This is a genomic window from Streptomyces sp. NPDC018026 (assembly GCF_044327745.1).
Classification (GTDB): Bacteria; Actinomycetota; Actinomycetes; order Streptomycetales; family Streptomycetaceae; genus Streptomyces; species Streptomyces rubrogriseus.
In genome coordinates this window covers 482,008-505,241 of the sequence record NZ_JBIRFY010000005.1, presented here as the reverse complement: position 1 = coordinate 505,241, position 23,234 = coordinate 482,008, and the positions used below count along the sequence as shown (strand labels likewise).

Genomic DNA, 23,234 nt, shown 5'->3' with positions numbered 1-23,234 from the left:
GAGGACCGCGCCGCCGCCCATGGGCCTGACTGGTCAATTCGCCCTGGCCGCGCCGTGCACGCCTGCGGCAGATCCTGGCCCCCGGGGCTGTCGCCGAGTCCAGTCCGAACCTGAAGGGCGCACCGCCGTGACTAACACACGGTGTGCAAGTACTGAGCTGGCATGCTTACTGCCTCGCGCTCGAGGCAGCCGCGGGCACACCGCGCTCAAGGAACCCCGAGTCTCAGATGTCCGTAGGCGATTGGTCGAGTTCGGCGAGTGCGGTCTTCAACTCGGTGCGCCGCTTGATGCCGAGCTTCGCGAATACTTTGCGCAGGTGGTACTCCGCGGTGTGCACGCTGATGAACAACCGGGCGCCAATGTCCCGGTTCGTCAGCCCTTCCCGCGCCAGGCGCGCAACATTGAGCTCCTGATTGGTGAGTTGCACAGCTGATCCCCGCACGCGGACCTGTGGGGTCTCACCGCTTACTCGCAGTTCGTCCGCAGCCCGCTGGGCGAAGCCGTCCAAACCCAAACCGGTCAACAGTTCGTGCGCTGCTCTGAGCTGCTCACGTGCCTCGAGATGCCGGTTCTGGCGGTTAAGCTCCTCTCCGTACAGTAGGCGGCACCGGCCCACCATGATCGGAATGCGTTCCGCCTCGAATCCTTCGATCGCGTCCCGGTAACGCCTTTCGGCCTCGTCGCCCTCATGCAGCTGCGCCTCTGCCATGGCCAGCACGGCGGTCGCCCAGGTGTTTCCGACCGGACGCGTCACACCGGCCAGCTTGTCCACTGCGTGCTCGGCGAGAGCCCGGTCGCCGGTGTGGGTGGCCGCCTCCACCAGTTCGAGCAGCGTGCGCATCGCATGGTTGAGTTCGTGCGTGTAGGGCAGCTCGCGGCTGGCGGAGACCACCGCCTCGGTGAAGGCGCCCAGGCCGTTGTGGAGGATGGCCTCTGAGAAGTTGACCGCGCTCAGTCCGTACCCCTCGCCGCGTGCGTACGCGTCCGCTCGGATGCGCTCAGCCCAGCGCGCCGCCTCACTCGCCCTCCCCCGGTAGGCGGCTAGGAACAGCCGTCCGTACGGCGGCAGCGGATTGCCCGTAACGTCCTTGATCGCGTCGATCTCGTCGCAGGAAGCCTCGGCCGCGTCGAGGTCCCCGTCGACCGTCTGCGCCAGCATCAGCAGGCTCAGAGCGATCGGAAGGACAGTGACGACACCGTCGGCACGAGCGAGTCTGACCTGCCGGTTGGCCAGAGCACGCAGCGCATCAGCGTCCCAGAGGTCCTGTGCCGCTCGCGAGGCGAACCACAACCAGTGCAGTCCGAGCGAGTCGGGGGCCTGTTCCAGGAGCGCGTGCTGCGCCCGACGCAGGGTTTCGATCGCGGCCTCCTGTCCCTTGGCGGCTAGCAGCGCCTGACCGCGCAGGATCAGGTCCCGCGCATTGCCGGGTCCCTCGCTGACGGTCGCTTCCAGGATCGCGTTCGAGACGACAGCCACCTGTTCGGCGTCGCCAAGCCTGCCTCCGTAGACCGCCGCCGCCAGTGCTTCCAGGTAGGTGTCGCGGGCCAGCACCGGATCATGCCTCTCCAGGCCCTGCGCTGCGGCCAGGAGAAGTTGCGGACCGCTGCTGTCGCGCCGCAGCGCATACCCGGCGCGGGCACGTAGGCGGGCAGTCACCGCCTCCTGCGCAGCGGTCAGCGGGAGGTCATGGGCCGTGTCGAGCAGGCTCAGCACCGCCTCAGGAGCGCCCGCATCGTGTTTGGCCTCCGCGGCGGCGATCAGCCGCTGTACCCGACGCGCCGGCTCAGGCGTCAGCTCCGCGGCTCGTTCCAGGAACGCGGCCGCCGCCGCCGCGCCGCCACGGGTCCTGGCACGTTCCGCAGACCGTTCCAGATCGGAGGCGACCCCCTCGTCCGGGTGCAGCGTCGCGCTGGCGCGGTGCCAGGCCCGGCGGTCCGGGTCCTGACTGAGATCGGTGACGTCCGCCAGCGCGGCATGGACGCGCCGCCGGTCCTCCGGTGACGCAGCCCGATACACGGCCGACCGCACCAGCGGATGGCGGAAGCCGACGCGTGTGTCAACGACGAGCGCCTCAGTGTCCCTGGCGGCATCAAAGGCTTCCTGCCCCAGTCCCAACAGCTCACTTGCCTGCCACAGCAAGCCAGGGTCGCCAGTGGGGTCGGCTGCGGCCAGCAACAGCAGTAGACGCGCCGGTGCGGGTAGCGGTGCGAGCTGCACGATCAGGCTCTGCTCAATCCGGCTCTCCAGCGGCAGAGAGCCGGTGAGAGCGAAGCCGCCGGCGATCTCGGCCGGGCTCAGAGCCCGAGGCAGTTCCCGCAGGGCCAGCGGGTTGCCGCGCGCCTCTGCCAGAAGCCGTTCACGCACCCGCCGGTCGAGGCCGCCGGGGACCGCAAGACGCAACAGAGCGCTCGCATCCTCGTAGTCAAGTCCTTCGACGATCATGTGCGGAAGACTGGCGAACGCCTCGTCGGTCCGACGCATGGCGAGCACCAGGGCGATGCCCTCCGCATCCATGCGCCGGGCGGCGAACGCGATCGCGCGGGCCGATGCCTGGTCGAGCCACTGTGCGTCGTCGATGACGCACAGCAAGCCTCGCTCCTCTGCGGCCTCGGTGAGCAGTCCGAGCACTGCGAGTCCGACGAGGAAGGGACTCGGTGCGGGAGCGCTGCGCAACCCGAACGCTACTTCGATCGCCTCTTGCTGCGGAGCCGGCAACCGCACGGCCGATCCCAGCATAGGCCCGCAGAGCTGCTGGAGGCCGGCGTAGGCGAGTTCCATCTCGGACTGGGAGGCGACCGTGCGTTCCACGCGGACGTGCGGCGCAGCGCTCGCAGTGAGGTGATCGAGGAGGGCGGTCTTGCCGACGCCGGCCTCGCCGGAAACGGTCAGCGCCTCGCTATGGCCAGCGCGGGCGCGGTTGACCAGCGCATCCAGCTCCGCCAGCTCGTGTCGCCGACCGCGCAGCGGCACGTTTCCAGTCACAGTGTCCGCCTTGGTTCCGAATAGTTCTGATATACCCTGTCTACTCCAGGAAACCCTGTCGCGGGCACCCTGTCGGCAATACGCGACTGCCAAGCCCGGTCTCCGGGAGTCAAAAGGGGATCGGACCACCCGCCACAAGCCCGTCAGCTTGTGGCGCACGCCCTGGCCCTTTTCCCCGTGGGGGGTGCACCACGTAGTCGGACAGCCGTCTCCGGCCCGCACGAGAGCCGCTCCCGCATGGGCCAAACGAAGGAAACATGCAGGTGAGGGCCCCCAAAAGGAATCTGTCCTCCTACTTCACTCCGCGGGTCCATCCGCCCACGGTGTTGTTATGCTCCCCCCGTGCCCGAGGGGGAGCAAGTGAGCGGAGACGGTAGAGAGCGGCTGCGCGGCAGACACCACGAGTGCGATGCCCTCGAAGAGCTCGTCTTGGGGGTGGAGGCCGGGCGGAGCGCCGTACTCGTCCTGCGCGGTGAGGCTGGCATCGGCAAGTCGGCGCTGCTCGATCACCTGGCAGCACGCGTCATCAGGCATCGCGTCGCCCGCGGGGCGGGCGCCGAGTCGGAGATGGAGCTTCCCTTCGCGGGGCTGCACCAGCTGTGTGCTCCCTTCCTCGGACGCGCCCCTTCCCTTCCGCCACCACAGCGAGAAGCGCTGGCTACGGCCTTCGGACTGAGCGCAGGCCCTCCGCCGGACCGGTTCTTGGTCGGTCTGGCTGTGCTCGGCCTGCTGACCGAGGTGGCCAACGAGAGACCGCTGTTCTGCCTGGTAGACGACGCACAGTGGCTCGACCGAGTATCCGCCCAGACGCTGGCGTTCGTGGCGCGACGGATGCTCGCCGAACCGCTGGCGCTGGTCTTCGCCTCCCGTGAACACCGGGGACGGGACGAGTTCGCCGGGCTGCCGCAACTAACACTCGGCGGCCTGAACGACGTCGATGCCCAGGCACTGCTGGATTCGGCGGCTGGAGGTCCGACAGACGAGCGCATCCGCGACCGCATCCTCGCCGAAGCGCGCGGCAACCCCTTGGCGCTGCTGGAACTCCCCCACGGCCGTGGCGAGACGGAACCAGCTGACGGGCTCGGGCGGTCTGCCCCCGGACCGGTGACCGGCAGCATCGAGCGGAGTTATATGCAGCGGGTCCGCGCACTGCCGTCGGCGACACAGCGACTGCTGCTGACCGCCGCCGCCGAGCCGATCGGCGACGTGCACCTGCTGTGGCGCGCAGCGGAGCAACTGCACATCGATCCCGGCGCGGCCGATCCCGCAGTGAAGGCGGGACTGCTCGACATCGCCGCTCTGGTGCGCTTTCGGCATCCGCTCCTGCGCTCCGCTGTCTACCGGTCTGCCGGGCTCGCGGACCTGCGGGAGACCCACCGTGTCCTTGCGGAAGTAACCGATCCCGTCGTTGACCCCGACCGCCGCGCATGGCATCTGGCGCGGGCAACGGTGCGCCCCGACGAGACGATCGCCGCTGAGCTGGAGACATCGGCCGAGCGGGCACTCGCACGGGGCGGCACCGCCGCAGCTGCGGCGTTCCTCGCCCATGCAGCCGTATTGAGCCCACAGCCGCGGCGCAAAGCGACACGTGCCCTCGCTGCGGCCCGGGCAAAGCTTCGCGCCGGTGCGCCCGCCGCAGCACGCGATCTGCTCGCCCTCGCCAGGAGCGGAGCCCTGGACGAACTGGGTCACGCCAGCGTGGACCTTCTCCAAGCGCAGATCGCCTTCACCGGAAGCCGCGGCAACGAGGCCCTCCCCCTTCTGCTGGATGCTGCGCGACGCCTGGTGCCGCTGGACGTCGGCCTGGCCCGCGAAACCTTCCTGGACACCGTGTCAGCCGCCATGTTCGCCGGGCGCCTCGCCACTGGTACGACGGTGCACGAGGTGGCAGCGGCGGCGCAGAAGACGTCACCGTCCGGTACGAGGCCGCCGCGCAACGCCGATCTGCTCCTGGAAGCCCTGGCCACTCGGTTCACCAGTGGATACCGCGAGGCGGTCGTCGTATCCCGTGACGCGGTGCGCGCGCTCCGCCGGGAGACCGACTCGGAGGAGATTCTGCGCTGGTCGTGGCTGGCGTCGGCGCTGGCGGCCGAGGTGTGGGACGACGAGGGCTGGACGGACCTGGCGACTCGTCATGTGGGGACGGCTCGCGACGTCGGCGCGCTAGCCGAGCTGCCGCTCGCGCTCAACTCGCGGGTGGTCGTCCACACGTGCGCCGGAGAACTGAACGCGGCGGAGCTGCTCATCGCGGAGGTCAGCAGGGTCCAGGAAGCCGCCGGCAGCGGCTTCGTGCCCTATGGCACGATGACCCTCGCCGCCTGGCAGGGGCACGCGGCCGAGGCGTCCTCACTGATCGCGACCAGTACGGACGAAGCCGTTGGCCGCGGCGAGGGCATCGGTGTGGCCATCGCACAGCGGGCCAAAGCCGTGCTCCACAACTCTATGGGCCGCTACGAGGAGGCGTTTGCTGCGGCTGAGCAGGCAAGTGCGTATCCGCAGGACCTGGTCGCGGCCAACTGGGGGCTGGTCGAACTGGTGGAGGCAGCAGTGCGCAGCGGCCGGCAGGAGGCGGCCGAGGCTGCAATGGTCCGGCTGGCCCGGACGACGGACGCGGCGGCCACGGACTGGTCGCTGGGTGTCCAGGCACGTTCCCGCGCGCTGCTCAGCCACGGGGACCAAGCCGATGACCTGTACCGCGAGGCGGTCGAGCGGCTCAAACGTACCCGAGTCGGAGCGGAACTGGCCCGGGCCCATCTGTTGTACGGAGAGTGGCTGCGCCGGGAGAACCGACGCGTTGACGCCCGGAAACAACTGCGTGAGGCGCATGCTCTGTTCACACGGTTCGGAGCCAACGCCTTCACGGAGCGCACGATCCGGGAACTGCAGGCCACTGGCGAGTCGGTGGCACCGCGCACCAGCGTCGCCGCCCCAACCCTCACCGCACAGGAAACCCAGATTGCGCATCTGGCCCGGGACGGGCTCACCAACTCCGAGATCGGCGCCCAGTTGTTCCTCAGTACTCACACGGTAGAATGGCACCTGCGGAAGGTGTATGCCAAGCTCGGCATCGCCTCTCGCCGCCTCCTGCGCACGGCACTCTAACTGGTACAGGTTGCAGCGTCGGACAGCCGCAGCAACGGCATCACCGGCGTGATCAAGGCAGTCGTGCGTTCGAAAGGTACGGCCACGCCCGACGTCCACACCCACTCACGGCCTACTGGATGCCATCGGGCGCTGCCCTACGTCAAAGGCAGAACGAACAGGATCACTGACCGGTTGACCGTCCCAGGGTCGCAAGGTAATCGCTGAACGTCCGTCGGCCCTGGGAGTAGTCGCCACGTGGCAGCAAGCCCCCTCCCGACATGGCTCTGCCCACCTCGCCCGGCAATGACAGCGGCACAACGAGTCGGTGCCGACCTTGAACGCGCGCGATACGGCGTGCCATGTCCACCATGTTCAGCTGCTCGGGTCCCGCAAGGTCCCGTGTCCTTCCCGAGGGAGTGCGGGTCACGTGTTCAACAAGCTGTTCAGCGACATCCTGGGCCGCGACAGGCCGGCACAGCATCCTGGGCATCAGGACCACCGGGGACCGGTTGTCCAGCAGGGGTTGGGGGAACTCGAAGAACTGGGTGGCCCGAAGCAGTGTCCAAGGAACGCCTCCGCTGCGGAGCAGCCCCTCCTGCGCACGCTTGCCGAAGTAGTACCCGAAATCGACCTCTTCGCTACCAACGATCGATAGCGTGATCATATGCCGTATTTTGTTCGACCGGGCGGCCTCAAGCAGGTTGCTCGTGGTCCGGGAGAAGAAGTTGACGGCGGCCTTTCTACGTGTCGTGACGATGTTCACGACATCGATCACAGCGTCACAGCCCGATACCTTCTCCCCCAGCCCGACACCTGTGGTCAGATCCACGCCGTGTGAGCGGGCGAGAATCACGGGCTGATGCCCTGCATTCCGCAGTTTGGCGACAACATGATTCCCGACCACGCCGGTCCCTCCGGCTACGGCCACCTGCATGCGGTTCCTCCTCGTACCCGCCGGGAGTCCCGGCTCCGCCAAACAGACAGGACAGGCGCTCTGTCTGTGACACGAGTGCGTCCAGCACGGTTGTCACGTAGGCGGGCTTCCGGGCCGTCCGCCGGTGTCGCTGACGAGGAAGCGTTCCAGACGGTTCAGGTCACCTGCCTGTGCAGCGGCGAGCAGCGCCTGTACGAACCGGCGGTGCGTGACGGAGTCCACTGGCTGACGCCGACGCCCTGCGCCGAGACGCTGCTGTGCACGTGCGACCTGTTGTCGCGCGTTGACAACGCTGAGGCACAGGAGTCCGGCGATCTGATCGTACGGGTAGCCGAACCCTTCCCTGAGGACGAACGCAGCACGCTGCCGAGGTGTCAGCGTCTCCAGCATGAGGACGCTGGCCCGCTCCACCGCGTCCTGCCGCTCGGCCACCGCCTCCGGTGTGCTCTCGGGGTCCGGCGATTCCGGCAGCCACGGGGTGGCGGAGCACTCCCGGCGCCGTCGAGCCGACTGGCCCGCGTTGATCGCCATCCGGACGGTAATCGTTCGCAGTAGCGCCGACGGGCTATGCACCACTGCACGGTCGGTGCGCTGCAGGCGCAGCCACACCTCTTGGACCACGTCCTCGGCTTCGCTCGCGTTGCCGAGAATGCGATAGGCGATCTTGAGCAGCGCCGGCCGGTCCTGCAAGAACAGGGACGCCGCGTCCTCCAGATCATCGATGAGCGGGGCCGCCGCACCGCTCGCCACCGACGAGTCCCTGGTCTCCATCAGGTACGTGTCCACGGTCGGCTCCTCCGCTGGGTGGGACAGCAGCTTGGGAGTGCTGCTGAGACCAACCTCGCGCCGATACGCGGCGACCGAACCACTGAGAACCCGTGGGCTAGTACGTAGTGATGCCGTAGGGCATCCCGTGGCGCCGCACTACGCCACGGGGCCCAAGAAGCCCGAGAACGGGCCAGTCCGGACGCGGGACACAGCCACGACGAGCAAGAGTTTTGGCCTGACGCCCGGGAGTCAACTGTCACACCGATGCACGCCGACCGGTCACTGCTCAGGAAGGGACGGTGCCAAACAGCCCTCCCTCACCTTGCCAGAGAGAGGAAGGCCCATGACCACACGTCTCGTGACCGTTGCCGATGGCAAGCGGCTCACTCGTTCCATCGCGATCGGCACCCACACGCTGACTGCCGACGAACCCGAACCTCTGAGCGCCGACCTGGGTCCCACCCCCGGAGAACTGATCCTGGCCGCGCTCGGGTCCTGCACTTCCATGGCCGTACGGGCCCTGGCGGACCGGCACGGCTGGCCACTCGACCGCATCGACGTGGCCGTGCGCTTCGGCGCGCAGGGACGCATCATCAAGAACATCGGTCTGACCGGCGATCTGGAACCGACCCAGCGCGAACAGCTGCTGGCTGCTGCCGGACGCTGCCCTGTGCACCGCCTGCTGACCAGGCAGACCACCATCGTCACAGTGCCCGCCCTGTTGGTAGAACCGGAAGAGGCCTCCACCGGTCCCCTCTCTGCGTGACCCTCCCCTGGTTGGGGCTGCCCGATGAAGGGGGCGGTCGGTCAGCAGCGTGGCAAGGGCGCTCCCCCTGCCACAGCTCACCCCCGTGGAATCGGGCACGGCCTGTCCCGGGACGCCTGCCATCGTTCAGCCTGCCGAACACGAGGCACTGTAGTTGCCATCTCGTCGCGTTGATCTCGCTGATTGACTCCATCGCGGCATCTACGGGTCTCATCCTCCTCTTGTCGTCGGAAGACCGTGTCACACCAGGTGTTCGAAAACGGTCTTATGCGTGAGAACCCCATTTCAAGGGCTTGAGTCGGGTCATGCCCAGGCAGCACATCGGCTCAAGAGGCCGACAGCTTGGCTGGCCGCGCGTGTCTCCTTGAGGAGCCGACACACCACCGCGCTCTCGTTGAGATCTTGCCTTGGCCTTCCGTTCCCATCAGTCGAAGGCGAACCGCCCCGGCAGCGTTGCCGGCAGTCGAAGGAGTACACGTGGCCAGCACATCGCAGGCACCCAGTCCAGGAGCCAGGACGGCTCACCCCGATCATCTCGGGCACGTCATCTTCATCGCGGCGGCGGCCGCGATGGGCGGTTTCCTGTTCGGCTACGACAGTTCCGTGATCAACGGCGCCGTCGAGGCCATCCGGGACCGCTACGACGTCGGCTCCGCGGTGCTGGCCCAGGTCATCGCCGTCGCGCTGATCGGCTGCGCCATCGGCGCCGCGACCGCGGGCCGCATCGCCGACCGCATCGGCCGGATCCGCTGCATGCAGATCGCGGCGGTCCTCTTCACCGTCAGCGCCGTCGGCTCCGCACTGCCCTTCGCGCTGTGGGACCTCGCCATGTGGCGCGTCATCGGCGGCTTCGCCATCGGCATGGCCTCGGTGATCGGCCCCGCCTACATCGCCGAGGTCTCCCCGCCCGCCTACCGCGGCCGGCTCGGCTCCTTCCAGCAGGCCGCGATCGTCATCGGCATCGCCGTCTCCCAGCTGGTCAACTGGGGTCTGCTGAACGCCGCCGGCGGTGACCAGCGCGGCGAGCTGATGGGCCTGGAGGCCTGGCAGGTCATGCTCGGCGTCATGGTGATCCCGGCCGTCCTCTACGGACTGCTGTCCTTCGCCATCCCCGAGTCCCCCCGCTTCCTGATCTCCGTCGGCAAGCGCGAGCGCGCCAAGAAGATCCTCGAAGAGGTCGAGGGCAAGGACGTCGACTTCGACGCCCGCATCACCGAGATCGAACACGCCATGCACCGCGAGGAGAAGTCCTCCTTCAAGGACCTGCTCGGCGGCAGCTTCTTCTTCAAGCCGATCGTCTGGATCGGCATCGGCCTGTCGGTCTTCCAGCAGTTCGTCGGCATCAACGTCGCGTTCTACTACTCCTCGACGCTGTGGCAGTCGGTCGGCGTCGACCCGACGGACTCCTTCTTCTACTCGTTCACGACGTCGATCATCAACATCATCGGCACCGTGATCGCGATGATCTTCGTGGACCGCGTCGGCCGCAAGCCGCTCGCGCTGATCGGCTCCGTCGGCATGGTGATCGGCCTGGCGCTGGAGGCCTGGGCCTTCTCCTTCGACCTGGTCGACGGCAAGCTCCCGGCCACCCAGGGCTGGGTCGCCCTGATCGCCGCCCACGTCTTCGTCCTCTTCTTCGCCCTGTCGTGGGGTGTGGTCGTCTGGGTCTTCCTCGGCGAGATGTTCCCCAACCGGATCCGCGCCGCCGCCCTGGGTGTGGCCGCCTCCGCGCAGTGGATCGCCAACTGGGCCATCACCGCGAGCTTCCCGTCGCTGGCCGACTGGAACCTCTCCGGCACCTACGTGATCTACACGATCTTCGCCGCCCTCTCCATCCCCTTCGTGCTGAAGTTCGTGAAGGAGACCAAGGGCAAGGCCCTGGAAGAGATGGGTTGAGCCTCCTCCTGAGACCGCACCGACTCGAGGAGCCGGGCCAAGTCCCCGCTGCCCGCTCCTCGTACGCTGCCGCCTCCGTCCGCGTACGGCGCGGACGGAGGCGGCAGCATGTCCGACTGCTGGTGTCTCCGCAGGGTAGATGTCCGAGCTTCAGCACGTCAGTGTCGGAGGCAAGGTCAGCCGCGCAAGCGCGTTTCTCCCCGTACTCCGCAGCTGGTGAACGCGGAGGGTCGCAGGCTGGGGGCCAACAAGGGCGAGCCTGCAGTCGCCGCATGCCACCGCCCGACTGACTACCGGTAGACCTGTGCCGAGCACTTTCTGCTCCGCCGTCCGTCCTTCCTCGATGCGCCGCCGGAAGCGCCATCAATCCCGATCAGCGCCGTGATGCACGCTGGAGCACCCTACTGATGTCGTGCACGTGCGCTGTGACGAGGGCGGCCCCATCAGTAGACCGGGGGCGTCGACCATCAGATGCCCTTTCCCTCACTTGATCTTTGGCGGCCATACCACGAGTACCCGAGGCACCGTCCTCGCACGTCTTCGAAACTGGGCGCGTCGGCCTGGCTGACTTGGGTTGACCGCGCCCGCTTGGATCCGGCGCGCAGCGCAGTGCGGTGACGCACCGGAGCAAGGTTCAGACCTGCGAGGCCGCGTCTTTGCTTCACATACGTGTCCGTACCTCCGCCAGAGCCATCCCCTAGTGCGACTACGGACTCGCCCACGGATTGCCAAGGGCGCGCTGGACTGTCTCTTCGCGCGAACCTGGTGTCAGCCGGCCTTCAAGAGGCTGCGTTGAGAGGAACCAACCTCAATAGCGACGTCACGACCAGTCGGTCGACACTGCAAACGCTCGTGTTCCTGGGAAGAGGGACGGTAACCAATCCATGAGTAGACCAGAAACAGCGCCGACTGCGTCGAACCATCAGCATATCGGGCAAGGCCATGAGTACCCGTCCGCCGCCATCGGCGTCATGCCACTACCAGGCGAAGCCGAGCAGCCCGACAACTTCACAGCTGCCGTCCTGAGTGATCCGTGGCGACGGCGATCGCTCGCCGAGAGACGATGCGGCGGTCGGTGCCTTGGCTCACGTAGCGTCGAGGAACCGGATGTGATCGAGTGAACGGAGCGAAAGGGCGCCCAGGTGATTGACCAGGTCGCACAGTTCCAGGAGGCCTAGCGTGGAGACGCCTGGACGTATGCCTCCGTGACAACAGTGCCTTTTCCATCTTGATCAGCTGACGAGTTCGCGGATGACGACGGCTCGGACGACTGCGGTGATTCGGGCGGTGCTCTAGCGGAGCTTCCACAGGAGTCGCCAGCACTTGAGGATCGCCATGGCACGTTCGCCGAGGCTGCGGATCTTGGAGTGGTTCCGGTTGTGACGCCAGCGCCAGCCGCGAAGGCTCTTACCCCTAAACGGGACGCGGAAGGCAGCACCCGCATCTTGGTAGGCCTTGTCCGCCCAGCACTTGACGCCATCAGCGACGAGAGCGGCGGGAATGCCACGGGCCAGGCCGCGGTCAGGTCGTGCATGGCTCCCGGCAGCGAGTCCGATGCCCAAATCAAACGCCCGGCAGGATCGACGATGACCTGCACGTTCATGCCGTGGTGCTTCTCTTCCCCGAGTAGTACGGCCGGGCGGCGGCGATGCGGTCGATCGGCAGCACGCTACCGTCGAGGATCACGTGCGCCTTCTTCCGCACGGTCTGCATGGCCTACTCAAGCGTGGGCGCGAGGGCGCCCAGGAGGTCTACGGCCTCGCGTATGTACCCGTAGACCGTCGCGATCTCAACCCGGAGACTTGCCGCGAGGCGGACGTAAGTGTCGCCGCAGCGCAGGTGAGCGAGGACGAACAGGGCCTGCCAACCGCAAGTAGGGCGTCGCCAGCGGGAACCGATGCGAAGGCGGTGACCTGCGAAAAGAGAGGTGCTCCAGGGCACAGTTGGACAGGCCGATGGCGGACGGGTAGAGAAGCACGAGAGCTCTTGCCGGACTGGTGATCTTGATCGTGAATCCGTCTACCAGAAGCTTCCTTCATGCCGCCGCCGGGGGACGCCGATCCAACCACCCATCAGGTTGGACGAGGTTCAGTGCCCGGCTCAGGTAGAAGCTCTTCGTAGTCGCAAACAGGGACGGCCCGGTAGCCGGCCTCCCGGACCGCTTCCAGAACCGCTGCCGTGTCCGCCACAACAGCAGTCGCTGAGACGCCGCGACGAGGTCGGCACCCAAGGAGCGAGTGCCAGTCCAGGAACTCCATGTGAGCGCCAGTGCCTTCGTAGTCGTTATGCTCCCACTCCACCTAGACGCACCCGTACGAGATCACGCGATCTGGTCCGAGCGACACGTTCAGAGCCGCTGCCAGCCGCTCCATCAACCGATCACGGCTGGGAGCGGCGACGTAGATCTGGCACTCAAGGTCTACGTTCGCCCTGGCTGGCCCAAACGTACTGTCCTCCATGAGTGAATCCTCTCAAGACGGCGATCCCTGAATAGCCCGTCACAGCCTCGGCAGCCACCAACGTGGTGAGCGCCGCGCCCTGAAGCGCGAGGTGAAGTTTGAAAGGGTTCAGTGGGCCATGGGACGCGGCATTTCCAACAGGCTGGAAAAGAAGCTTCCGGCCCGCGCATCCGGGGTGGCGCGATTCATGTCGCTGACCTGCGTGGTCACCGCCTTCTCCCGGTGCCTTTCTGCGCCAAGTGGTGCGGGCGTCGGTGTGCTCGCCCCACTCGGCGTCGAGGGCCGTAGCGAGCGCCGAGCCGAGGTGATCAAAGTTGCGGCACTGCCACGGGCTCGGCCCGGTGAAACGGCGTTGTCCAGGGAGGCTCCTACGCCGCGATCACACCACACGACAAGGTCGTCCCCGCGTCCGGTGCTTCAAATGGCACGCGCAGGTGGGCAGAGGGGGGTGAGGACACCAGTCCAGCCCCGGGGGCTGGATGCCGAGGACCCGTCCATCCCCCATGGCCGCGAGTCACTCTCGCCCTCCGTCCGGCCGAAAGCTCGCACCGTACCCCGAGGCGCTGACAACGCTTGGCGGCCGACGAATGAGGGCCACGAGACACTCGCGGAACAGTTCACGTCGTCAGCTGAACCAGCCCAAGCGATCAGGTGGGTCTCCCATGACCAGCAGTTACGGGCAAGGTCTGAGGAGTGGAACCCGCGCACTGAGCCGCCGCGACTCCCTACACCACATAGCCGTACGCCATCCCGCTCAGGCAGCAAGTACCGTGACCGCGTGGAGTCTGCCGAATCGTTCAGGACGCGGCGGCGAGGGGACACCCGCCGTCGAGCGCCGTCGGCAGCGTTCGCCGCGGGATCGGGGATCAGCGCACCGTCCCCACCACGACGGCCGTACACACGCACGCCGCCACAGTAATCAGGACCATGCCGATCAACGTTCCGCGCAGCCATCGCCCGAACCGGATGCGGTGTACCTCCTCGGCAGCGTTAAGGCTGTCGGCGATGTGTTCCGTCACCATGTGGGCCACATACTGCTGCTCCTCGAGATACCACAGTTCGATGCGTCGCCTCTGTTCGAAGGTCAGTCCCTCCGCTCTCGCGGTGAAGTCCGCCACGCGTTGACGAGCCGCCCTGAGTTGAGCCTCCCGATAGAGAAAGGCTTCTATGTCGACCAGCCCACGAGCGGCCTGTTTCTCCGTGCCCATGGTGTACTCCAGAGTCAGTGACCAGTTTCCGTCCTTGGGCCCGGCTTGCCGGATGAGACATCGCGCAGTGGCTCCTACCTGTGTAGGTCGTCCCAAGTTGCGATCCGTATGTCCACACGCTGTCCAAGAGAAGGAGGGGCGCGCTCGGCCGGACAAACTGTGTCTGAGCCGAGGCGGCACCACCACACCATTCGGGCGTGAGTACAACAAGATGACCCGGCTGTCTGAGGCAGTCTGATGCCTGAAATTGGGCATCCCCGTCATCCGTTGTTCCTGCACCCAACCGATATCTTGACAGCGCGGCCCCCTTGGCGAGCTTGAACCCGCTGGCAGCCTCGTGGCTTATGACGTACGTCGGGCGGTCGAGTGAGAATCCGAGTGGGCACCCGCCCCGCCGACGCGGCGCGGGTGCCGGCCGCTCAGACGGTGGCCTGGGCCGCCTCGTTGATCAGGCGCGCGACGTCCTGGGGACGGGAGACACTGACCGCGTGAGAGGCGGGAACGTTGATCACAGTGGCGTGCGCCCGCTCGGCCATGAAGGTCTGCGTCCGAGGCGGGATGTTCCGGTCTTCGGTGGCCACGAGGGCCCACGACGGGACGTCCCTCCATGCCGGGGCAGCGCCGCCTTCCGCCAGCGCGGCGTCGGTCACGGGCCGCTGCGTGGCGGCCATGATCGCGGCTGTTCCCATGGGCACGTCGGCGGCGAACTGCTGGTGGAACTTGCTCGTTTCGATGTAGAGATCCGCGACCTGACTGCCGTTGGGCAGTGTGACCGGTACTGGACGGAGCGCCTCACCGAGGGTGCTTCCTGGGAACTTTCCGGAGAGTGCGATCGCGCTCTCGCCCTCGTCGGGCAGGAAGGCCGCGACGAAGACCAGCGCCTTGACGTTGGTGAGCCCCTTAGCGGCGCTGCTGATGACCGAGCCGCCGTAGGAGTGGCCGACGAGCACGACGGGGCCGCCGATTGAGGCCACCAGTTGCCTGACGTACTCGGCGTCGTCGGCAAGTCCGCGCAGCGGGTTGCTCGCGGCTACGACCGGATAGTCGTGGGACTGCAGTTTCTCGACGACGCCATTCCAGCTGGAGGAGTCGGCGAACGCACCATGGACGAGAACGATGGTGGGATTCTGCGCATTCATGGCAGAGACCTTTCATTTACTAGCGAAATACGCGCGTCATCGAACGGGGTGCTGCATGCCGAATTTCACGGTTCCGACTTGCGGCAGTGCCGGGAACGGATCTCCGATTCGCTGTTCTGGCGTATCGCGTGCTTTGCTGCCCGGGAAGTGAAGTCCCGGCCTGTGTTCGGGGCTTCCCGGGGTGCCGCGCCGAGGTGGATCAGTCGGTTCCCAGCGCCTTGCGCAGCACGTGGACGGCTTGCTCGATTGCCGCGCTTGAGGCCTGGGTACCTCGCACCGGGTTCAGCATCATGAAGTCGTGCAGACTGGCGTTGTAGCGCACACTGACGGTCGGCACGCCGGCCTGGACCAGCTTGCTGGCGTAAGCCTCGCCCTCATCGCGCAGGACGTCGTTCTGGTCGACGACGACGAACGCCGGGGGCAGAGCCTGGAGGTCTTCGAGGGTCGCCCGCAGAGGAGACGCGGTGATCTGAGCGCGTTCGGCCGGATCGGTGGTGTAGGCGTCCCAGAACCACTCCATCGCCTTGGCGGTCAGGTGGGGGCCGTGGGCGAAGGTCTTGTAGCTCTCGGTGTCCTGAGCCGCATCGGTGACGGGGTAGTACAGAGACTGGTGCAGGAAGGTCACGTCACCGCGCTGCTTGGCCATGTGGGTGAGGGCAGCACTCATGTTGCCACCGACGGAGTCGCCAGCGACGACCATGCGGGAGCCGTCGAGGCCCTCTTCCTCGCCCTTGGCTGTGATCCACTGAGCGGTGGCGTACGCCTGCTCGATGGCGACGGGGTACTTCGCCTCCGGGGAGCGGTCGTACTCGACGAAGACCAGGGCGGCCTGCGCGCCCACGGCCAGCTCGCGCACCAGGCGGTCGTGGGTACCGGCGTTGCCGAGGATCCAGCCGCCGCCGTGCATGTAGAGGATCACGGGCAGTGCGCCCGTGCTGCCGACCGGCTTGATGATGCGCACCCTCACCTCACCGACTTGGGCGGGGACGGTGGTCCACTTCTCGTCCACGTCGAGCTTTTCGACGGGCTGTGCCTGGACGTCGTCCAGCAGCTTGCGGGCACCGTCGACGCCGAGTTCGTACAGCAGCGGCGGCTTGGCGGTCGCGTTGGCGAATTCCTGTGCGGCGGGTTCGAGGGTGATGTCGCTCATGGTGTGTGTCCTCGGAGTCGGTCATGGAGAAGGGCTTGCACCCAATAAGACCGAGCCAGAGGTCGAAGCGTGACGCACCGAGCGAAACTGACGGATATCAGCGACGGTCTGGGACATGTTCTGAAGATCCCCGTATCCTGCCCGGGCACACCGCTCTTGTTTTACTCGGAGGAGACCGCCCGGGTGGGGTCGGCTGATTTCGGCAGCAGGGAGCCGTCGATGTACAGGTCGACGTGCTCATTGTAGAACGCAGTCATCCCGGCGATGCGGTTGGCGTGGATGGTCGGAAAGTCATAGGTCCAGGCGACATCCTCGTGAGTGGCAATGTCGCTGTCGAAGGACCAGTAGCTGCTTGTCGTCCCCTTGTACGGGCATCGGGTCACCGTGCCCGAGTGCCGCAGCCGGCTCCAGTTGATGTGCGTGCGATCGAGGTAGTAGCGGGTCGGGAGCCCAGTCTCGAACAGCTTCACGCACCCGGGGGCCTCGGCCAGCACGACACCGTCTACCTCCACGCGGACGCTGCTGTCCGAGCGCACGGCGTCCACGCGGGAATAGGGGCTCCTGGGGTGGACGAAGATCGGCTCGGCCTCCTCGAGCCAGGAGTCCACTGCCTCCCACTCAAAGCGTACGGTGTCGTGCAGAGACCGCGGAGCGCCTTCACCCCAGACCCAGGCCGCACCCGGGCGGATCTCCGAGCCGACCTGGAGGGTGTGCCGGTGTGCAGGGCCGGCACCGAGTTGCTCCGTGTGCTCGTCATCGTGAAGCACACCGTCCACCAGATCCTCGACCGGAATGCTGTACTGCGGGTAGGCCTGCCACTCCCACACGTACAGCGCCCGTCGGGTGTCAAAGACGACACGGCCGCCAATCATGCCCCGGATACGGCGCGGTGCGGGTTCGACATGTCCGACCGGCACGATCAGGCTCGGGTACTGGACACTCTCGGTTGCCATGGTGATCACCTTGATCGATTCGACGGCTGTGTGGTCGCTCTGTCCGGTGCAAAGCCCCGGGGCCCACGGTCATGCCTCACGGCTCGATGTTATCGGCTGTACCTGGCGGGCCCTCGAAATCGATCCTCAACAGTGTCACGCGAGGTCGGGATCACGCCAACTTCGAACGGTGTCAACATCTTCATGCAATCCACGCGTACCTTTCCAGCCTCGGTCCATGTGCGGCACAGCGCGCCTTCAGGGCGCCGAAGTGGTCCGCGGGGCGTGCTTGTCCGACCGGCTGGAGTTCATGGAGGTTGTCTGCGGTGACCAGCCTCCGACTCTCGGTGTGACATGAACGGCAGTGCAGGACGCCAGTATGGTGGGAAGCCTCGGCTCACATGCATCACACTGCGCAGGCCACGAGACAACCGCGAGATTACCGGGGCCAGCTCACCGCCGGGCGTATGTCCCCACTACTAGGGTCCGTCTTCAAACGGATCTTGCCCAGAGCAGGAACGATGCGAGAGTGGCCGCCGCTTCGTAGGAAGTGCGGTTTTCTCGTATCTGGTGGCGATCCCGCGGAAGCCCTTGAGCCGGTTGAAGCAGCGCTCGATCATGTTGCGCCGCCGGTAGGTTTCCCGCTCGAACCCTGGCGGTCGGCCGCCGTGGCCTCCGCGCCTCAGCCGGTGCCGTCGCTGGTCGGTCTTCTCGGAGATGATGTGCGCAATGCCGCGTCTTCGCAGGTAGACACGGAAGCCTCGGGAGCTGTAAGTCTTGTCTGCGATGACCTGGCCGGGCCTGTACCGAGGTCGGCCCGGGCCGGTGCCGGGAGCACAGATCCTTCCAGCATAGGGCGTGCGCAGACACTGTCGTGGCGTTGGCCGGGAGTCGCCAGAATCGCGAGCGGACGGTCCTTGCCGTCGCAGGCGAGGTGAATCTTGGTCGTCATGCCACCTCGGGACCGGACGAGGGCGTGATCGTCCGGTTCGTCCTGCCGATGCCCCCCTTTGCGGCCGGTGGCGGCGCGTGCTGGTGGGCGCGGACGATGGTGGCGTCAATCTGGACCAGCCAGTCGACGTCGCCGGCCGCGTCGGCCTGGGCTTGGATCTGCTGCAGGGCCCGTGACGACTGCCGGTCCTCCACGCGGGGCCGCATCGCGGCCCGGGGTATCGGCGGAGCGAGTAACTCCCACTCCTGATCAGTAAGTTCATGACGACGTACCACGACACCATGCTCTGCCAGCTGGATGATCTTTGAAGACGGGGACCCTAGCAGGCCTCCGTTAGGTCTGAGGTTCGGCTGTTCCTGAGCATGGTGGGTGGATGGACGCACATGATGTGGCGTGGCGTACGCGTTGACGCAGGCATGCTCCGACCTCGGGCGCTCGCCCCACTTGGGAAAGTGTCACGCAATAGAGGCTCCGAGCGGGTCAGCGATCCAACTCACGCCATAACCGGGCGGTTCCGGAGTGTCGAGCTCCCCTTGTTCGTCCGATGTGAGTACCCGCAGGTGCCCGGGCAGCCCGAGGGCTTCGCAGCCGACTTCCCAGTTCGCACACCAGATACCCAGACCCAGGGGGGCGTAATAGCGGGATGCTGTGGTGGTGCAGAAGTCGAACCGTGCCATGGCTCGGCCACTGTCATCCGTTGTCCCGATGCACCGGGTGGTCTGGGTGTTGAGGGAGGAGGGCGACCACCGGCACGCCTCGTAGCACCGCCTGAAGGGCGAGAAGGGTAGTCGGTCAACCTTGAGTGGCGTGTCGAAGCTGGGGGAAGCGAAGAAGAGCGACGCCAAAGGCAACCGCCGATGTTGTACCAACTCGATGGCTCGGACCACAATCGGTTTGAATCTCGATCGGTAGCCCACGGCGCAGACGCAGATGACGTGCTCCTCCGCAGGATCGAATCGGCCTCCCAGATGGGAGACGACGCTGGTCTGGTCGGCGCCTGCTCCGATCCAGCACGTTGCCACGCCCATCCGGGTGGCGTGCAGAACCACCTTGTGCAGGCTTCTGCCCACGTCGATGACCGACAGGCGGTCGTAGGTACGCGGAGCGACGGCGACAATGAACTCGCGTGCCCCTACGGTCGGCCACACCTTGAGAGGAGCGGCGACATATTCCAGCCGGATCAGCCGGGTGCCGATCAGATGCGTCGGTCGAGTGTGCCGGTGGACCGCGCGCATCAGCTCCTCCCGGTCCGACACGGTCAGGTCGCGGTTCTGGAAGGACCGACAGGACCGCCGTTTGTGCATGACACCGAAGGTGTCGAGTTCGTCAAGGCGACGGGGCACCGGTTCGAAGTGCCGCACTCCCAGCTTGACGGTGACCAGATCGACCAAGAGTGCGCCGAGCAACAGGATGCCGATGCCCAACGGTAGCCGGACCAGCAGGACCTGCCAGATTCCGATCCAGCTTCCCGCGAGCGCAGCGGCCAGAAGGAGGACCGCGGCCGCAGCCGTGGGGATGTACTGCAACCATCCCGTGAACTGCAGTCTCAGCTTGGTCCGTTTCAGGAAGCCGTGTCGGCGATTGTGGGGAGGCAGTCCGCGGTTGGCCCGTTGCCCCAGTCGCAGATGAGTCATGAAGCCCCTTCGGTCAGTCCTGTGACGCATCGCATCCGCACGCTAGACACGCAGCCCCGTCTATTGCAAGTGAACACTTGCAATAGACGGGGGCTAGAATCCCCGCAGAGGCGGCGACCTGGAGACATATGCCCAAGCAGATCGACGTGGACAGGCTGTTCGAGACCACCGTCACCGTCTTCGCCGAGCGCGGGTACTCGGCCTGCACCACTCAGGAGATCGCGCGAAGATCCGGAGTGAATGAGGCAACACTGTTCCGCCGCTACGGTGGCAAGGCAGCCCTGCTCAACAGGGCTCTCACGCACACGCTGGCTCGTTCGTCATTCGCCCGGCTAACGGTCACGGATGACGTGGTCGCCGACCTCGTCGCCATGGCTCGTGCCTACGCCGAGTCGGTTGAGCAGTACGGTGCCGCGATTCTCAGCCTCCTCACCGACGTATCGCGCCACCCCGAACTGCGCGACGCGATGGAGGCCCTCATGCCGAACATGCGCAGCGCAGCACAGGTGATCAAGGCGCATCAAGAGCAAGGGCGTATTGCTCCCGGCGATCCGATGCACATGGTGCTGACGCTGATCGCGCCCCTGATGGCGTCGGGGCTCTGGGACCGGGCCGGGTACGCCGTGACCGCGTGCGACAGCGACCTGGACGCCGCCGTCGCCGCCTTCCTCAACGGCCACCGCGGGAAGGGCGCGGCCGAAGAGGGGCACGCGTGAAATTTCGAAGGGCGCGCGGCGAGAGACCCCCACATCGCAAGCACTGGTCAGAACCCCACGGACCGAGTTGACCGTGGAGCGGGCCGTCCTGGTGAGTCCGAATAAGGAGTTGGCATCACAGGCGGCCCCACACCTCGAACGGGGTGCCCTGGCCTGGTCACCCAGTGGCGCCCCGGCCCGGAGCGGGTTCACCTTGCTGTGGAGGCCGGCCGGTGCGGCTGGATCCGTACTGGCGGACGCCGGGACGGCGGTCGCCCAGGCCGCTGGCTCAGCGGTCCGGGTGAGGCCAGTTGCTGCGGCGTGTAGCTGGCGCCGCTGACGGCGCCAGGCTGAACCGCAGCCTCCAGCTCTGACAGTTCCTCGGCGGTCATTACGATCTCCGTGGCCCGCGGCGTTGTTGCCGAAGCTGGGTCCGAAGGGGGTCGAGGGCCGGCCGCGGGTGCCGGACCGGCAGGCGCTGTGCGGGATTCCTTTCGTCCTGCACACCGGCATCCAGTGAGAGTACCTGCCCCGGGAGCTGGGCTTCGGCTCGGGGATGACGTGCTGACGGCGTCTTGCGGCAAGGTCGAATTCACCTCTGCGCGTCGCCCCCATGGCCGGGGCCCTCGTGGAGGTAGCGCAGCAGGGCGCGGTCGGTGTCCTTCTCGGTAAGGTCTCGCACCGCGTCACAGACGGCGTCGGTGAGCACCGGCGTACCGACCCGCAGCACCTTCTGTGCGACGGTGGTAAGCCGGAGTTCGACGCCGCGGTGGTCGTGCGCGGGAGTGCTCGTGGTGATGAGGCCCCGATCCCGCAACCGGATCACCAGACGGCTTGTTGCGGATTGGCTCAGGCCGACCTGCGTGGCCAGGTCCCGGAGTTGCAGCGTCCGGGCCTCGGCCTCGCCGCTGTCCAGAGCCGTCAGTGCGCGAAACTCGCTGACGCCCAGACCGAGCCGCTGGTGAAGGCGCCGTTCGACGGTGGCGTCGATCCGGCGGTGGAGCCGGTCGAGCGCGCTCCAGCGTGTGATCAAGGATGCGTCTTCACTCATGATGGTTCCTTGGAGCGCCGAACAGGGTTCCGGACGGCCGACACCGGAACTCTGCGGTAAACGAAGGGAACCAGTTCATCGGACGGGAGCGCTGGTCGGCTGTTCGCCTCGGTGTGGGTCGCCCTTGGTCAGGAATGCCTCCCGAGGGTGCTGCACCGAGACCAGGGAGACAACGTCCCGGCCGTAGAGGGCGGCGGTGGCCCATACTGCGAACACGCGTACCTTGCGTTCCCACGACGGAACGGCGAGCACGTGATAGCCGCGGTGCATGAGCCAGGCTGGGAAGCCCTTGATGACAAGACGCCGATACTGGAAGATGCCCCTGCCCAGGCCCAAGGTGGCCACCACTCCCAGGCTGTGGTGAACGTAGTCCTTGGTGGGCCTTCCGCGCAGTGACGCCAGGATGTTCTTCGCAAGGCGTTTGCCCTGTCGTACCGCGTGCTGGGCGTTGGGGACCGTCCGCGCTCCCGGCTGACCTGAGGCAAGGTCGGGCACGGATGCGTCGTCGCCGGCGGCCCAGACGTCCGGCACCGCGTCCGTCTCCGTTCCGACGCGCAGGTCGGGCCGTGCGACGAGCAGTCCCCGTTCGTCCACTGGGAGATCCGTGTGGTTGTGCACCACGGGGTTCGCCGCGTTGCCTGCAGCCCACACGATCAGGCCGGAGTCGTACTCCGTCCCATCCGAGAGCACGACATGTCCGTCCTGGGCAGAGATGAGCTGGGTGTTGAGGTGCACCTGCGCACCTCGCTTCTGCAGGGACTGGACCACCCACTCGCCCGGCTGGTCAGTGACCTCGGGCAGGATCCGGCCCCGTGCCTCGACCAGGTGGAAGTCGAGTTCCTGGGCACTGACCTCCGGGTAGTGCTTCAGCAGTGCGGCAGCCAGGGACAACGCTTCGCCGAAGCCCTCAACACCCGAGAAGCCCCCGCCTACGAAGGTGGCGGTCAGGAGCCTCTTGCGTTCGGGTCCCTTAGGCAGGGTCGCCGCCCGGTCGAACGAAGTCAGCAGCCGGTCACGGATGGCCACCGCCTCCTCGACGTGCTTCAGGCCGAAGGCCTGGTCGCTGATGCCCGGAATGGGAAAGGTGCGGGTGATCGCGCCTGCCGTGATGACAAGGATGTCGTAGGTCAGTTGGTAGTCCGGCCCGCTCTCCGGGCGTACCGTGACTGTGCGGTCACGGTTACGGATCTCTGTGACGGATCCCGCGATCAGGCGGGTGCGGTGCAGGTGCCGACGGAGGGACACTGCGGCGTGGCGGGCTTCCACGGAGCCCGCCACGACCTCCGGCAGAAACGGCTGGTATGTCATGTAGGGACGCGGGTCGACGACGGTGACGTGCGCCTCGCCCCGGCGCAGCTTCTTCTCCAGGCCCCACGCGGTGTAGAAGCCCGCGTAGCCGCCGCCCACGATAAGGATCTCACGCACGGTGTCCTCAGTTCTTCTCGGCTTCACACCACTGACCGATCAGAACCGCCTGCTGTGACATCGCCTGCACACGGCGTGCGAAAGTGTGCGCGCCCGGCTCCCTTGGGAGCCGGGCGCGCAGTCACTTCATGTGACCGGTGGGGCAGAGCCAGTACATG

The 23,234-nt window shown here is 66.7% G+C and carries 14 protein-coding genes and 2 pseudogenes; 4 read left to right on the top strand and 12 right to left on the bottom strand.

Features of this window, described 5'->3' with window-relative positions; genetic code table 11:
* Positions 1-223: 223 nt before the first annotated feature.
* A complete protein-coding gene (locus ACH4D3_RS19440; protein WP_398323506.1) occupies positions 224-2,983 on the bottom strand; it encodes an AAA family ATPase in 2,760 nt (919 codons plus the stop codon).
* Between the two features lie 360 nt (positions 2,984-3,343).
* Here ACH4D3_RS19440 and ACH4D3_RS19435 point away from each other — a divergent pair, with 360 nt between their 5' ends.
* Positions 3,344-6,085, top strand: a complete 2,742-nt coding sequence (locus tag ACH4D3_RS19435) for an AAA family ATPase (RefSeq protein ID WP_398323630.1) — start codon at positions 3,344-3,346, stop codon at positions 6,083-6,085.
* Between the two features lie 163 nt (positions 6,086-6,248).
* Here the strand turns inward: ACH4D3_RS19435 and ACH4D3_RS19430 are convergent, their stop codons facing one another.
* Together ACH4D3_RS19430 and ACH4D3_RS19425 are read right to left on the bottom strand one after the other, a co-directional pair.
* Positions 6,249-7,001: an SDR family oxidoreductase gene (locus ACH4D3_RS19430; protein WP_398323504.1), complete on the bottom strand. Its 753-nt coding sequence runs from the start codon at positions 6,999-7,001 to the stop codon at positions 6,249-6,251.
* A 93-nt stretch (positions 7,002-7,094) separates the two neighbouring features.
* On the bottom strand, positions 7,095-7,787 hold the full coding sequence (locus ACH4D3_RS19425) for a sigma-70 family RNA polymerase sigma factor (RefSeq protein WP_365980900.1): 693 nt from the start codon (positions 7,785-7,787) through the stop codon (positions 7,095-7,097).
* 325 nt (positions 7,788-8,112) lie between these two features.
* Here ACH4D3_RS19425 and ACH4D3_RS19420 point away from each other — a divergent pair, with 325 nt between their 5' ends.
* Together ACH4D3_RS19420 and ACH4D3_RS19415 are read left to right on the top strand one after the other, a co-directional pair.
* Complete coding sequence (locus ACH4D3_RS19420) at positions 8,113-8,535, top strand: OsmC family protein (RefSeq protein ID WP_186780184.1); 423 nt, start codon at positions 8,113-8,115, stop codon at positions 8,533-8,535.
* Positions 8,536-9,012: 477 nt separating this feature from the next.
* Positions 9,013-10,431, top strand: a complete 1,419-nt coding sequence (locus tag ACH4D3_RS19415; protein ID WP_398323502.1) for a sugar porter family MFS transporter — start codon at positions 9,013-9,015, stop codon at positions 10,429-10,431.
* 1,292 nt (positions 10,432-11,723) lie between these two features.
* Here the strand turns inward: ACH4D3_RS19415 and ACH4D3_RS19410 are convergent.
* The 7 genes and pseudogenes from ACH4D3_RS19410 to ACH4D3_RS19380 form a co-directional block, all read right to left on the bottom strand.
* A pseudogene (locus ACH4D3_RS19410) lies at positions 11,724-12,409 on the bottom strand (transposase family protein).
* Between the two features lie 1,347 nt (positions 12,410-13,756).
* Entirely contained in the window at positions 13,757-14,098 is a 342-nt protein-coding gene (locus ACH4D3_RS19405) for a hypothetical protein (protein ID WP_398323500.1), read from the bottom strand.
* A gap of 419 nt (positions 14,099-14,517) precedes the next feature.
* A complete protein-coding gene (locus ACH4D3_RS19400) occupies positions 14,518-15,237 on the bottom strand; it encodes an alpha/beta fold hydrolase (protein ID WP_398323498.1) in 720 nt (239 codons plus the stop codon).
* A gap of 199 nt (positions 15,238-15,436) precedes the next feature.
* Positions 15,437-16,387, bottom strand: coding sequence for an alpha/beta hydrolase (locus ACH4D3_RS19395; RefSeq protein WP_383625417.1), 951 nt, complete (start codon positions 16,385-16,387; stop codon positions 15,437-15,439).
* 161 nt (positions 16,388-16,548) lie between these two features.
* Positions 16,549-17,340 (bottom strand): DUF427 domain-containing protein, encoded by a 792-nt coding sequence (locus ACH4D3_RS19390; RefSeq protein ID WP_398323496.1) that lies wholly within the window; start codon positions 17,338-17,340, stop codon positions 16,549-16,551.
* Positions 17,341-17,811: 471 nt separating this feature from the next.
* Positions 17,812-18,564: pseudogene (locus ACH4D3_RS19385) on the bottom strand (IS5 family transposase).
* Between the two features lie 162 nt (positions 18,565-18,726).
* Positions 18,727-19,905: a nitroreductase family protein gene (locus ACH4D3_RS19380; protein ID WP_398323494.1), complete on the bottom strand. Its 1,179-nt coding sequence runs from the start codon at positions 19,903-19,905 to the stop codon at positions 18,727-18,729.
* Positions 19,906-20,033: 128 nt separating this feature from the next.
* On the opposite strand from ACH4D3_RS19380, the gene ACH4D3_RS19375 reads away from it, so the two are divergent.
* On the top strand, positions 20,034-20,621 hold the full coding sequence (locus ACH4D3_RS19375; protein ID WP_376650196.1) for a TetR/AcrR family transcriptional regulator: 588 nt from the start codon (positions 20,034-20,036) through the stop codon (positions 20,619-20,621).
* A gap of 571 nt (positions 20,622-21,192) precedes the next feature.
* Here ACH4D3_RS19375 and ACH4D3_RS19370 read toward each other — a convergent pair.
* Both ACH4D3_RS19370 and ACH4D3_RS19365 read right to left on the bottom strand, forming a co-directional pair.
* The gene (locus tag ACH4D3_RS19370) at positions 21,193-21,651 is read right to left on the bottom strand and encodes a MarR family winged helix-turn-helix transcriptional regulator (protein WP_398323492.1); all 459 of its coding nucleotides are present in this window, start codon (positions 21,649-21,651) and stop codon (positions 21,193-21,195) included.
* A 75-nt stretch (positions 21,652-21,726) separates the two neighbouring features.
* Positions 21,727-23,076 (bottom strand): NAD(P)/FAD-dependent oxidoreductase, encoded by a 1,350-nt coding sequence (locus ACH4D3_RS19365; protein WP_383625429.1) that lies wholly within the window; start codon positions 23,074-23,076, stop codon positions 21,727-21,729.
* Between the last annotated feature and the right edge of the window lie 158 nt (positions 23,077-23,234).

Coding starts and splice junctions, on each gene's coding strand:
- ACH4D3_RS19380 (WP_398323494.1), bottom strand. CDS start 19,905: ATGACTCATCTGCGACTGGGGCAACGGGCCAACCGCGGACTGCCTCCC.
- ACH4D3_RS19370 (WP_398323492.1), bottom strand. CDS start 21,651: ATGAGTGAAGACGCATCCTTGATCACACGCTGGAGCGCGCTCGACCGG.
- ACH4D3_RS19400 (WP_398323498.1), bottom strand. CDS start 15,237: ATGAATGCGCAGAATCCCACCATCGTTCTCGTCCATGGTGCGTTCGCC.
- ACH4D3_RS19430 (WP_398323504.1), bottom strand. CDS start 7,001: ATGCAGGTGGCCGTAGCCGGAGGGACCGGCGTGGTCGGGAATCATGTT.
- ACH4D3_RS19390 (WP_398323496.1), bottom strand. CDS start 17,340: ATGGCAACCGAGAGTGTCCAGTACCCGAGCCTGATCGTGCCGGTCGGA.
- ACH4D3_RS19420 (WP_186780184.1), top strand. CDS start 8,113: ATGACCACACGTCTCGTGACCGTTGCCGATGGCAAGCGGCTCACTCGT.
- ACH4D3_RS19395 (WP_383625417.1), bottom strand. CDS start 16,387: ATGAGCGACATCACCCTCGAACCCGCCGCACAGGAATTCGCCAACGCG.
- ACH4D3_RS19375 (WP_376650196.1), top strand. CDS start 20,034: ATGCCCAAGCAGATCGACGTGGACAGGCTGTTCGAGACCACCGTCACC.
- ACH4D3_RS19405 (WP_398323500.1), bottom strand. CDS start 14,098: ATGGGCACGGAGAAACAGGCCGCTCGTGGGCTGGTCGACATAGAAGCC.